The sequence below is a fragment of the Rufibacter sp. DG15C genome (genome assembly GCF_001577755.1).
Taxonomy (GTDB): Bacteria; Bacteroidota; Bacteroidia; order Cytophagales; family Hymenobacteraceae; genus Nibribacter.
Map to the genome: position 1 here is coordinate 611751 of NZ_CP010776.1, position 12719 is coordinate 624469.

The window sequence follows — 12719 nt, forward strand, 5'->3', positions numbered from 1 at the left end:
TTACGTACAAAACCCAAGAGAGCCATCACACACCTAACACTATGAAATTCAGATTTTTAGGCACCGGCGGAGCCTTTGACACGGACTATGGAAATTCGGCGGCGATAGTCTCTTTTAAAGGGAAAAGCATCCTGCTGGACTGTGGTTTCACGGTCTACCCTACCCTGCGCCAGCATGAACTTACGCGCACCATAGAATACATTCTCATTACCCATTTGCACAATGACCACACGGGCAGCCTGGCCAATGTGCTGTTGCACTGCCATTTCTTCAATAAAAACTGCCGGCCTGTAATTCTCTACCCAGATGATGATTTCAGGAGTGAGCTGTATGAGTTTTTGCGGCTGCAGTTGCAGAAGCCAGAACAGTACGCAGATTTTATGCCCCTCTCAGAAATGCCCGGCATCACGGCCGTAGACACGTTTGGCCAGCACGCCGAAAACTACCAGACCTACGCCTACATCTTTGAGGACGCCGGCAACCGCGTGGTTTTTTCGGGGGATTTAGGTCAGCCTGAGGCTTTGTTTGCCCACATCAGAAGCCTGCCACCACGCCCTACCTGCTTTTACCATGACATCACCTTCAAAGAGGAGAACACGGCGCACACGTATTATAAAAAGCTGATTCCGTTGGTAGGCGATTACCACCTGTATGGGTATCACTGTGATCCCAGCCAAAGTCCAGAAGACAATCCTTTTCCCTTGGTCTACCACCAGCCCAGCATGATGGTCTCGGCGGGCCTGCACCAAGAGCTGAGCCATTAAAGCCCGTTACCGTTTTTGGCTTGTTTTCTGGAAATCAGGCCAAAAACGCAAACCATCAACCTTTCCCAAGGATTTTCTAGCATTAACCCCTCTCTTTAGGCAGCCAAATTTGGGCGGTTGTCTTAACATTTAGGTAGAACCGCTATCTTGCGCTTCTTTCATTTGATCCCGTATGGCTTTTTCGTTTGCCCTTGACCCTGAGCATAGACATTTCAGGAAGAACCCACTGCTTATCTTTTATGTACTTGTCTTCCTGGGTTACTGGGCCTACACCGGTTTTAACACCCCAGATCTGAACAACTGGTGGTTGGAAAACACGCTCACGTTCACGGCTATCATTCTGCTGGTGGCGTTTTACAAGCACTTTAGGTTCTCAGACGCCAGCTACACCTGCATCTTCCTGTTCATGATGCTGCACGTGTATGGCAGCCAGTACACGTACTCAGAGAATCCGTTTGGGTATTGGGTAAAAGACGAATTGGACTTGGCCCGAAACCACTATGACCGGCTGGTGCATTTTAGCTTCGGGTTTCTGTTGGCCTACCCTATGTATGAGCTGTTTAGACGCCTGACCAAGATGCGCCTGCTGTTTGCCTTGCTGCTGCCCATTGAATTGACCATTAGCCTGGGCGCTTTCTATGAACTGATTGAATGGGCCGTAGCCGACATCTTTTTCCCGGCGCAGGGCATGGCCTACCTAGGCACCCAAGGCGATATCTGGGATGCTCAGAAAGACATTGCCATTGCCATGTTTGGGGCTATGCTCACCATGGGTACCGTTTTCTTGAGCAATAGATTCTCCCCTAACTAAAAATCCCCGTTTTTGGCCTGTTTCCTAGAAATCAGGCCAAAAACGGGGATTGCTTTTCTGTTATAGACTGGTTAGTCTGGTTTAACCTTTACATCACCGGGCTCCATTTTTACTTTGCCTAGCGGCGTTTCAATCTTGGTCTCTTCCTGGTTGATGTTGATTTTCACTTTGCCGGCCACGTATTTCACTTCTTTAGAAGCACGCTTGTAGTAATACTGCCTTGAGGTCCAATAGCGGCGCAACTCTTCCAGGCTCATCTGGCTGGACCGGCGGGCGTCATTGGCCAACGAGCGCTGCAAAGCCGCTTTGGTGGGTTTGCGGTAAACGGTGCTCTTGGCTGGGGTAGTGGTCTTGGTTTTTACAGTGGTACTGGCGGTTGACTTGGTTTCTGCCTTCGCAGTGCCCGCTGTAGCACTATTAGACCTGGTTCTGTCCGTCTCTACAGTGCCTGCTTCCTCTCCACCCTCTCTGTCTGCTTTGGGAATATAGGCCATGTCTTCATCTGGCCACTCAGAGGCATATCTGTTGTAGGTGCTATCATCCCCCGTGTAGGCTACGCCCGTAGTATCTACCTCGGCGCTGTCTGGCGTAAAGACCAACGTGTCTTCCACGGTGGTTTTGGGCAGGTCAGCGCGGGCCTCTTCTGTCTTTACTTTCTCACAGGCGCCAAGGGTTAAACCCAGCAGCAGGATGCCCAATGGCTGTATGTTCATTTTCATAGTTTTGTACAATTGGTTGCTACCGCTTAAACGGAAGGTATGGCAAGAGGTTGGATTACCAAAGGGGCAAAAAAAGAAGGCTGGCCTTTGCAGGCCAGCCTTCTTAATAGTTTAAAGCAACGGGTGCTTAGTATTTCACTTCACCACGCTCAGCGGCTTTCTTCAATTCTTCACTCGCGAAGATGGCCACCTCTACACGACGGTTCTGCTGACGACCAGTAGCCGTAGAGTTGTCTGCAATTGGCTGGGTTGAACCATAACCACGGGTCTGGATGCGGCTAGACTCTACCCCTAAAGAAGTGGCATAGTTGGCAACAGCCTGGGCTCTACGCTCAGAAAGCGGCTGGTTGATGGCATCGTTACCAGTGTTGTCTGCGTGTCCTTCCACCAATACGTTGGTACCTGGGTATTTCTTCAAGGTCTCGGCTAGTTTAGCGATGTCTGCTCTTGAAGAAGACTGTAGCTCAGCAGAGTTAGTAGCGAACAATAGACCAGCGTCAAAGGTTACTTTGATACCCTCGCCTACACGTTCTACCTGCGCGTTTTTCATTTCACGCTCAAGCTCTTCAGCCTGCTTGTCCATTCTACGACCAATGATCGCACCAGTGGCACCACCCGCAGCCGCGCCAATGATGGCTCCACGAGCCGTGTTACCAGTGGCCTTACCAATGATACCACCAATGATGGCACCAGAACCGGCACCTATGATACCGCCTTTCGCGGTTTTGCTCATTCCTTTATTCTGAGTAGTGCCGGTAGTAGTACCAGTGCTAGCAGTTTCGCTTGATTTACAAGAAGAGAAGATCAAGCTTCCTGCTAACATAGCGGTGAGTGTTCCTTTTAGAATTTTCATAGCGTTTTAATTTTTAATGAATGATGTTGACAGTTTTAGGTCTTTAGCATCGGACATACATACTCATTTCCGGTTAAAATGTTCAGTATAGTTCCAAAACTATATTACCTAATGTAATAATCGTGCCAATTTAAGGAAAATATAAAAGCAGCGTGGCCCGTCTGAGTCTTTCAAACGGGCCACGCTGCTTTTATATTGGATTCAAGGCTTAATTAGCGCCAGAATTCTTTGCAGATTTTTCTTTGATGACTGCCTCTGAAGGTGCCAACATGGCAATTAGCTGCGCCACGCGGTCTTTCAAAGCTTTGCGGTGCACTATAAAGTCCAGGAAGCCATGCTCCAAGACAAACTCAGCGCTCTGGAAGCCTTTGGGCAGGTCCTTGCCAATGGTCTCTTTAATCACGCGCGGTCCGGCAAAGCCAATCAAAGCACCCGGCTCAGAGATGTTAAAATCCCCGAGCATGGCATAAGAGGCGGTCACGCCACCTGTGGTTGGGTCTGTTAATAAAGAGATGTACGGGATTTTAGCTTCAGACAAGAGAGCTAGCTTAGCCGATGTCTTGGCCATTTGCATCAAGGAGAAACCAGCCTCCATCATGCGCGCGCCCCCAGACTTTGAGATCATCATGAACGGGATGTTGTGCTGGCGGCTGTAGTCAATGGCTCTTGAGATCTTCTCCCCTACCACAGAGCCCATAGAACCCCCAATAAAGTTAAAGTCCATACAGGCCACCACCAGGTCCAGGCCATTGGCCTTGCCATGGGCGGTGCGCACGGCGTCCTTCAGGTTGGTCTTGCGCTGGGTAGCCTTGATGCGGTCTGGGTAGGCCTTGGTGTCTACAAAGTGCAAGGGGTCTCCTGAGCTCATGTTCTCATCCAGCTCTGTGAAGGCGTTGTCATCAAAGAGGATTTCAAAGTACTCATGTGAGTTGACACGGTCATGGTGGTCACACTTGGGGCAGGTGTAGAGGTTTTGTCTGTGTTCTGCCTTGCTGGTAACCGCCTTGCACTCAGGGCATTTATGCCACAACCCGTCTGGGGTTTCCTTCTTTTGCTCCGTTGGGGTAACGATGCCTTTTTCTACTCTTCTAAACCAAGACATAGTGTATTTGTAAGGTTCTTTTCAACAATGAAGCTTTGGGGGCAGAAACCCGCTCAGGATTTCTAAAGCTTGCAAAGATAAAAAAGAAAAGGTAGCGCCCTACTTTGTTGCCGTAGAATACGCACTACCCTTTTTGTTTGTAAACGATATTGGTTACGCAATGGTAATGTCCTGGTCCAAATAAACATCCTGGATGGCATTCAACAGCGCCACGCCGGCCTTCATGTCTTTCTGGAATGCCTTTCTCCCCGAGATCAAGCCCATGCCGCCGGCCCGCTTGTTGATGACGGCCGTGCGCACCGCGTCTGCTAAGTCAGACTCGCCTTTAGACTCCCCGCCCGAGTTAATCAAACCCGCCCGGCCCATGTAGCAGTTGGCCACCTGGTAGCGCGTGAGGTCAATGGGATGGTTGGTGGTGAGGTCTGAGTACATCTTGGGGTGGCTCTTGGCAAAGTTGATGGCCGTAAACCCACCGTTGTTCTCCGGTAGTTTCTGTTTGATGATGTCTGCCTGTATGGTGACACCCAGGTGGTTGGCCTGCCCAGTCAAATCTGCGGAGACGTGGTAGTCTGTGCCGTCCTTCTTAAAGGCGTTGTTGCGGGTGTAGCACCAGAGGATGGTGGCCATGCCCAGCTGGTGCGCCTGCTCAAAGGCCTCGGCCACCTCAATTATCTGACGGCTAGACTCCTCAGACCCGAAGTAAATGGTAGCTCCCACCGCCGCCGCGCCTAGATTCCAGGCCTCCTCCACAGACCCAAACATGATCTGGTCAAACTTATTGGGATAGGTGAGCAGCTCGTTATGGTTGATTTTGACCACAAACGGAATTCGGTGCGCATACTTTCTGCTGAGCATGGCCAGGTTGCCAAACGTAGTGGCCACGGCATTGCACCCTCCCTCAATAGCCAATTTGATGATGCTCTCAGGGTCAAAGTAAATCGGGTTGGGCGCAAACGAGGCTCCGGCGGTGTGCTCAATGCCTTGGTCCACGGGCAGGATGGACACGTAGCCGCTGCCCGCCAGGCGCCCGTTGTTAAAGAGCTGGCCCAGGTTGCGCAGCACCTGCGGCGAGCGGTTGGAGTTCACAAACACGCGGTCTAAGAAATCGGGGCCGGGCAGATGAAGCAGCTCCTTCGGGATGGCGGTGGCTTGGTAGTTTAACAAGGATTCGGCGTCTTTGCCTAAGAGAGAAGTAACGGTTTGTACACTCATAGATTCAGGGAAAAGGCTAGGTAAAATGCTCTAAACAAAATCCAACTACATATTCTTTAAGGATAGTGGTTAAAGCATACGGCCAGTCCCATTCCGGAGTTTGAGCCGCAGGCGGCAAAATTATTCATGGCGCCATCTTTCTGATTTTAAACACCTTACCATATCACTTCACGTCCATTCGCCCGTACAAGGCAATGTAGAAAACGGATGGGGCGTTACCTTAGAAGTGTTTTATACCCAAGAGACCGTCTTGCGTATAGCCCACCATTGTCTCACCAACATCCATCACCTAATCTTAACCCTATGAAAAGAACACGTTTCGCCGCCTCTTCCCTAGCAGTTTTATTGGCAGTCACCTCATTAGGTTCTTGCGTTTCTACCAAGAAATACAAGGAACTAGAAGCAAGTAAAAACGCGCTGGAGCAAGAGAAAGCCGCTGCGCAGCGTAGTCTGGAAGAAGCCAACGCCAACGTGCGCGACCGCGACGCCAAGCTGGCCCAATACCAACAGCAGATTGCCCAAAAAGAAAAGATACTGAATGAGCTGCGCGCCTCAGTGAATGAGGCATTGTCTGGTTTTAAAGAGCAGGGCCTGACCGTGAACGTTCGCGACGGCAAGGTGTACGTGACCATGCCCGAAAAACTTCTCTTTGCCACCGGCAGCACCAAAGTGAACCCCAACGGCCAGAACGCCCTGGGCAAACTGGCCAGCGCTATCAAAAACCAACGTGATACTGAGATTGTAGTGGAAGGCCACACCGATGACGTGGCGGTGGACCCGTCTAACGTTACTTTTAAAGACAACTGGGACCTGAGCGTGTTGCGTGCCACCGAAGTGACGCGCCTCTTGATCAACAACGGCGTGGCCCCGCAAATGATCGTGCCCGCCGGCCGCGGCCAGTATACGCCGTTGGCCATGACCCGCACGCCAGAGGCCCGTCAAAGCAACCGCCGCACCGAGATCATCCTGGCCCCCAACTTTGAGAAAATCCTGAACCTGTTGCAAAACGACTAAGGCTCAGAAACCATCACCCGCCTGTTAGCATGACGGGCAAGAAACAGCCGCGGCCATCAGGTCGTGGCTGTTTTGTTTTCGGCCTGTTTCTGAGAAAACGGCCCGAAAACGAAATTAGACTTGGCTACGCCCCCAAGGTTTTTATCTTTGTAATTCCGCCCAAACCCTATTCACTTTATAGTACTTTGTCATGATTAAAAAACCTCTACTACGCTATGCCGGTGTAGCCTTGCTTGGTACGTGCCTGTTGGGTTCCTGCACCACCACCAAAAAATATAATGCCCTCCTGGCCCAGAAAGTAAACCTGGAGCGCGAGAAAGCCGACTGCGAAACCTCACTGGCTGCCATCACCAATGAGCGCACCGACCTGAACAAACAGGTAGCCGATTTGACCAGCTACCGTCAGCAGCTGGCCTCAGACACCACCCAATTGGGTAACGTATTGCGCAAAACCCAGGCGCTCTACAATGACATGAGCGACAGTTATGACAAGCTCATGAAGAACCATGACAAGCTCATGGCCAACAGCGCGCTGGAGTCCTCTAAGCTCTCCAAAGACTTGACCCGCCGCGAAGAAGAACTGAAGAAACTGAACGATGCCCTGGCCAAGAACCGCTCGCAGGTAGACCAGCTTTCTACAGATTTGAAATCACGCGAAGAGCGCCTGAACGAACTGGAGCGCATCCTCTCTGAGAAGGATAAGGCCGTGAACGCCCTTAAAACCAAAGTAAGCAACGCCCTGTTGGGCTTTAATAGCAAAGACCTGACCGTGAACGTGCAGAACGGCAAAGTGTACGTCTCTCTTTCTGAGCAACTCTTGTTCAAGTCTGGCTCCACCAAAGTAGACGCCAAAGGCCAGGACGCCCTCCGCAAATTAGCCACCGCCCTAAAAGATCAGAACGATGTGAACGTGGTAGTGGAAGGCCACACAGATGACGTACCGGTTTCTAAAGGCACCCTAGGCATGCAGGACAACTGGGACCTGAGCGTGCTGCGCGCCACCGAGATCACCCGCATCTTGACCACCGCCGGCTTAGCCGGCACCAAAATCACGCCTTCTGGCCGCGCCGAGAACGTGCCCTTAGTTGCCGCTAAGACCGCCGACGCCCGCCAGAAGAACCGCCGCACCGAGATTATCCTCACCCCAAAATTGGACGAGCTCTTCAAGATTCTGGAAGTGAATTAATCTTCCTACTTTCGGCCCGAGAATGGAGTGTTCACCTACCTCCGTTTTCGGACTGATTTCTGGAAAACAGGTTAAAAACGCGCTTTTGCACCAACCATCGCTGTCCAGCGCAGTAAAGACCAATTCCAAATACAACCAAACACAACCACCAAGTCCTCCTTTTTATAGGAAAAACCTTTACCACATGAGCAAACTTACCATTGACAGCTTTGAGAAACTGCAGCAATATGAGGGCCAGGAAATAGGCGTTTCTGAGTACCATACCATCACGCAGGAGCAGATCCAGAAATTTGCCGAGGCCACCCTAGATTACCAATGGATTCACCTGGACGCCGAGCGCTCCCAGACCGAGTCTCCGTTCAAGAGCACCATCGCGCACGGCTACCTGACCGTCTCCCTGCTACCATACCTGTGGGGACAGATCATTGAGATACAGAACCTCAAGATGCAGGTGAACTATGAAATTGAAAGCCTACGCTTTAACCAAGCGGTTTTAGTAGACAGCGCCGTGCGCTTACGCGTAAAGCTACTTTCTGCGGTGAACTTGCGCGGCGTCATCAAAGCCCGCTTGGAAGTGACCATGGAGATTCAAGACACCAAGAAACCCGCCTTCTCCGGCGTCATCACCTTCTTGTACCACTTTAACTAAGGCGTAAATTCTTAGACGTAAGACACAGGATTCAAGACCCAAGATTTTCTAACGCAAGTTCCTGGAATCTTGTTTGTCAAGAAGCCACCGGCCGTTTTAGGCTGGTTTCTGGAAAAGAGGCCAAAAACGAAAACATTCTGGAGGCATCAGCGCTTTCACTTTATAAGAAACGCCAGCTACATTAAGCTGGCGTTTTTGGTTTTGTACATAACTTTCGGCTTTCAGCCGAGGTACACGTCACTATCTGCAACTCACTCTCTTATGGCTTCACTTTTCACACCGCTCACCCTTAGAGGCATCCAGCTTAAAAATAGAATTGCCATCTCGCCCATGTGCCAATACTCTTCTGAGGACGGATTTGCCAATGACTGGCATCTGGTGCACCTGGGTAGCCGGGCCGTGGGCGGAGCCGGCCTCATTATTCTGGAGGCTACCGCCGTCTCGCCCGAGGGAAGGATCACGCCAGACGATTTAGGCCTTTGGAAAGACGAGCACCTCCCGTTTCTGGAACGCATCGTGTCATTTTTGCACAGCCAAGGCTCGGTGGCCGGCATCCAGCTGGCGCACGCGGGCCGCAAGGCCAGCCACACTTCTCCCTGGAAAGACGGCACTGCTATTCCGCCGCAGGCTAACAATGGTTGGCAGACCGTGGCGCCCAGCGCCATTCCTTTTCTGGAAGGTGAGCCTACGCCATTGGCCTTGGACCAGGCAGGCATTGACAAAGTCATCGCAGATTTTAAGGCCGCGGCGCAGCGGGCCCTCACGGCGGGTTTCAAGGTAATTGAACTGCACGGCGCGCATGGCTACCTGCTGCACGAGTTCCTGTCACCGCTCAGCAATCACCGCACCGACCAGTACGGCGGCTCCTTTGAGAACAGGATCAGGCTGCTGTTAGAAGTAACCCAGGCGGTGCGCTCCGTCTGGCCAGAGGAGTATCCGCTGTTCGTGCGGCTTTCTGCCACAGACTGGACCGAAGGCGGCTGGACGCTGGACGACTCCCTGGAACTGGCCAAGATCCTGAAAGGCCATGGTGTGGATTTGATTGACTGCTCAACTGGCGGCAACGTACCCAAAGCGCCCATTCCGGTGGGGCCCTTGTACCAGGTTCGGTTTGCTGAAGAGATAAAAAAGGAGGCGGGTATCATGACCGGCGCCGTGGGCATCATCACCACCAGCCAAGAGGCCGAAGCCATCGTTTCCAGCGGACAGGCTGACCTGGTGCTGCTAGCCCGCCAGTCTTTGCGGGACCCCAACTTCCCGCTCAGGGCCGCGCATGAACTAGGCGAAGAACTAGAATGGCCGGTCCAATATGAGCGCGCGAAGTTCAGGTAATCTGAACTAGCTGCTATGTTATCATTCAAAAGCCGTTTTTGGCCTGCTTTCTAGAAAACAGGCCAAAAACGGCTTTTTATTTATAGCGGTGGCAATGTCTAGAACTTGAGCATGAAATCGGTGAGGTTTTCGCTGCGGTCCAGTTCCAGCCTTTTCCGGAGGCGGTAACGGCTGATCTCTACGCCGCGCACCGAGATGTTGAGCAGCTGGGCGATGTCCTTGGTGGTGAGGTTGAGGCGCAGGTAGGTACTTAGTTTTATTTCCTGCGGGGTGAGGTTAGGGAACCTGTCCTGTAGGCGATGAATAAAGTCACCGTGCACGTGGTTAAAGTGCAGCTCAAACTGTTTCCAGTCTACCTCGCTGGTGATGTTGTGGTCAATGTTCTTGATGATGCGGTTCAGCTCATCTGCCTGCGCGGCGCGGCCTCCGTTCTTGATAATGTTCTGCAGCTCTGCCTTGACCGTGGTGAGCAGCTCATTCTTGTTAATCAGGTGAATGGTGGAATAAGTGAGCTCGCGGTTTTTGTGGTCAATCTCGGCTTGCAGTTTCTCGTCCCGCAGGCGGTCAATCTCCTGCTCGCTTTGGTTGGTGATCTCCCTGATCTCCATCTCCTTCTGCCCCAGTTTGCGCTCTTTGTCCAGGATGAGGCGACGTTTTTCGGTTTTAAACCGTCGGTCCACCTGCATGGCCACTGCGCCAATGATCAAGCCGCCCAGCAAGGCATATAGCAAAAACGCCCAACTGCTTCGGTAGAACGGCGGCCGGATGGTAAACTCAAAAGGCTGCGCCTCACTGATGGTGCCGTAAACGTTTCTGGCCTTTACCCGGAAGATGTAGGTGCCCTCGGGTAGGTTGGTGTATTCTTTCTCCGTTTTAGGCGTCCAAGAAGACCAGCCGCCGTCAAAGTTTTCCAGGTAGTATTGGTACTGCGTCTTCTCGGGCTGCTCATAAAAAGATGAGGCGTACACAAACCTAAGGGAGTTAAACGCATACTTCCAATCTATGCCACTAGCCTGGTCCAGCAATCTACCGGTTAATAGCAAAGAGTCTCTTTCTCCGGCGGTGCCGGTCACGTGTGCCAGCCTGGTCTGGAAAGGTGCCATGCGCTTGGGCTTGGCCGCGTTGTAATGAATAAAGCCGTCCTTGGCGCCAAACAGCACGTTGTTCAAATCCAGAATCTGGATGTAGCTCAAGTCATCATTCAGCTGGTCCTTGATGTTCCGGAAGAGCTTTTCTTCAATAGTAGGCTTGCCAAACTTATTAAAGGAGATTTTGCCCACCCGCTGGTTAGAAATGAAATAGATGTTGCCCTGGATGTCTTCCTCCATCTCAATCACGTGCTCTTCTGGCGCAAACAAGGAGGCGTATGCCTTGTCCAACACAAACCGGTTGGTAGCTTTGTTAAACCTGTAGACGCCGCTCATGGCCGGGAAAATCAGCTCATTGTTGATCTTCTCCATGTTGATGAGCTGGTCAGAGGGGAATCCGTTTTTGGAGTTATAGAACTGCACCTTCACAATTCTCTCATACCGGGCATCAAACGTAATCCTGAAAATGCCCTTGTAACCGTGGGCCATCCAAAGGTCGCCGTCTTTGTCAAACTCTAACACCCTTGAGGACTCGTCCAAGCCCTTAAATTTCTGCAAGAGTTGTAACCCTTCTGGCGCGGAAGACAACAGGCTAAGCCCGTAATAGGAGCCATAGATCAGTCTGTCAGGTTGGTTGGGCACCTGCACGAACTCCCAGGCCCCGCCCTGCGGATAGATCAGATTGGCGCTGTTGCCTTTAATTAAAAAAGGACCGTTGTGGTGGGCCATGAGCAACTGTCCGCCAATATGGTCTAAATGATACACCTGACCCGTGCTGTTGGGCACCAGCGTGAACCGCTTTTTACCTGAGGTGATGTTGGAGACGTACAGCCCGCTGTTGGTGCCCACAAACAAGGAGTTGCCCTTTTGCATGGCCGCGTACCCCGTCCCTGCCAAACCCAGCGTCCCGTCCAGCTTGCTAAACGGAGAACTCAACTCTACCATGGCCAGACCGTTGTTGAGGCCTAGCCAGAGATTGTCCTGAGTGTCTTGGTACAGCGTGTGGATGGTATTGTCTAAAAGGCCGTCCTGTACCGAGGTATGCAAAACCAGCCGGCCTTGGTTATCTACCACCACTAATCCCTTGTTCTGGGTGCCCAAGGCAAAGTTGCCGTCCTTTAAAAGAATGGCCTGGTTAATGACCAGCCCCTGACAGGAAGGTTCTTTTTGTAGAGTAAAGGGGTTTATTTGCTGCCCATCATACAGAAACAAGCCTTCTTTAATGGTCACAATCAACAGCCGGTCTCTGTCATACGGCAAGACAGAGGCAATTTGCTTCTGCGCGAAAAACTCACCGCCGGGCAACAGGGTTAGTTTATTGTTCTCAAACTGGCAAAGGCCCTTGTTCCAGGCAAGGGTGTACAGATTCTTATTGGCCTGAAAGGTAAACTCTAAAGGGCCATTCGTCTTGATGACTTCTACTTTCTGACCCGGGGTATACTGGTAGATGTTTTTGAAGGTAAAAAAATAGATGTGGCCTGCCTGCTCATAGATGCGCCACACCTCATCTAGGTTCCGGTCCTTGACTGGCAGGCTATCAGCTAACGAATTATAGGTAAGAATACCCGATTTGTTAGGCTCAAAATATCCAAAGTCGCCCTGGCTGCCCACGTAGACCCGTCCTTTCTTAGCCACATACACAGACCGCACTTTGGTCCCAGATTTAACAGAGTACATGTTCCAGGTAGCCCCGTCAAACTCCAGCAACCCAAAGTTATTGGCTACATACAAGAGTTCTCTATCATCCTGGACAATACCCCAACTCTGGATGCCGCCCTTAAACTCATCAGGCTTGAAGTTGCGAATTACCGGATTGCCAAAGAAGTAGTCCTGCGCCGAGACTGCTGTAGTCCAGAACAGAAGAAACCCAATTGAAATACCAATGAAAAACCTAAGTGGGAACATGTTCAAATATACAAATTTGCCATAATCCTGTAATTACTCCGTGATGTAATTATGAAAAACATATTTCTCATTATCTTTTTTGAT

Annotated in this window: 11 protein-coding genes; 6 read left to right on the forward strand and 5 right to left on the reverse strand. The window is 51.3% G+C overall.

The window, feature by feature from the left end; genetic code table 11:
• Positions 1-41 precede the first annotated feature (41 nt).
• Both TH61_RS02675 and TH61_RS02680 read left to right on the forward strand, forming a co-directional pair.
• Positions 42-764 (forward strand): MBL fold metallo-hydrolase, encoded by a 723-nt coding sequence (locus tag TH61_RS02675; RefSeq protein WP_066505537.1) that lies wholly within the window; start codon positions 42-44, stop codon positions 762-764.
• A 172-nt stretch (positions 765-936) separates the two neighbouring features.
• The gene (locus TH61_RS02680; protein WP_066505543.1) at positions 937-1575 is read left to right on the forward strand and encodes a DUF2238 domain-containing protein; all 639 of its coding nucleotides are present in this window, start codon (positions 937-939) and stop codon (positions 1573-1575) included.
• A gap of 71 nt (positions 1576-1646) precedes the next feature.
• Here TH61_RS02680 and TH61_RS02685 read toward each other — a convergent pair whose 3' ends face one another.
• From TH61_RS02685 to TH61_RS02700, 4 genes are all read right to left on the reverse strand, one after another.
• Positions 1647-2294: a hypothetical protein gene (locus tag TH61_RS02685; RefSeq protein WP_157600512.1), complete on the reverse strand. Its 648-nt coding sequence runs from the start codon at positions 2292-2294 to the stop codon at positions 1647-1649.
• A 127-nt stretch (positions 2295-2421) separates the two neighbouring features.
• On the reverse strand, positions 2422-3147 hold the full coding sequence (locus TH61_RS02690) for an OmpA family protein (protein WP_231862290.1): 726 nt from the start codon (positions 3145-3147) through the stop codon (positions 2422-2424).
• 208 nt (positions 3148-3355) lie between these two features.
• Positions 3356-4249, reverse strand: coding sequence for an acetyl-CoA carboxylase, carboxyltransferase subunit beta (gene accD / locus TH61_RS02695; protein WP_066505546.1), 894 nt, complete (start codon positions 4247-4249; stop codon positions 3356-3358).
• A gap of 153 nt (positions 4250-4402) precedes the next feature.
• The gene (locus tag TH61_RS02700; protein ID WP_066505550.1) at positions 4403-5461 is read right to left on the reverse strand and encodes a class I fructose-bisphosphate aldolase; all 1059 of its coding nucleotides are present in this window, start codon (positions 5459-5461) and stop codon (positions 4403-4405) included.
• A 303-nt stretch (positions 5462-5764) separates the two neighbouring features.
• On the opposite strand from TH61_RS02700, the gene TH61_RS02705 reads away from it, so the two are divergent.
• The 4 genes from TH61_RS02705 (at position 5765) to TH61_RS02720 (ending at position 9642) form a co-directional block, all read left to right on the forward strand.
• A complete protein-coding gene (locus TH61_RS02705; RefSeq protein ID WP_066505553.1) occupies positions 5765-6475 on the forward strand; it encodes a flagellar motor protein MotB in 711 nt (236 codons plus the stop codon).
• 190 nt (positions 6476-6665) lie between these two features.
• Positions 6666-7661, forward strand: a complete 996-nt coding sequence (locus TH61_RS02710) for an OmpA family protein (protein WP_071887762.1) — start codon at positions 6666-6668, stop codon at positions 7659-7661.
• 184 nt (positions 7662-7845) lie between these two features.
• Positions 7846-8310, forward strand: a complete 465-nt coding sequence (locus TH61_RS02715) for a MaoC family dehydratase (RefSeq protein WP_066505556.1) — start codon at positions 7846-7848, stop codon at positions 8308-8310.
• 261 nt (positions 8311-8571) lie between these two features.
• Positions 8572-9642 (forward strand): NADH:flavin oxidoreductase/NADH oxidase, encoded by a 1071-nt coding sequence (locus TH61_RS02720; protein WP_066505559.1) that lies wholly within the window; start codon positions 8572-8574, stop codon positions 9640-9642.
• 98 nt (positions 9643-9740) lie between these two features.
• Here the strand turns inward: TH61_RS02720 and TH61_RS02725 are convergent, their stop codons facing one another.
• Positions 9741-12635: a triple tyrosine motif-containing protein gene (locus TH61_RS02725; protein ID WP_066505562.1), complete on the reverse strand. Its 2895-nt coding sequence runs from the start codon at positions 12633-12635 to the stop codon at positions 9741-9743.
• Positions 12636-12719: the final 84 nt, after the last annotated feature.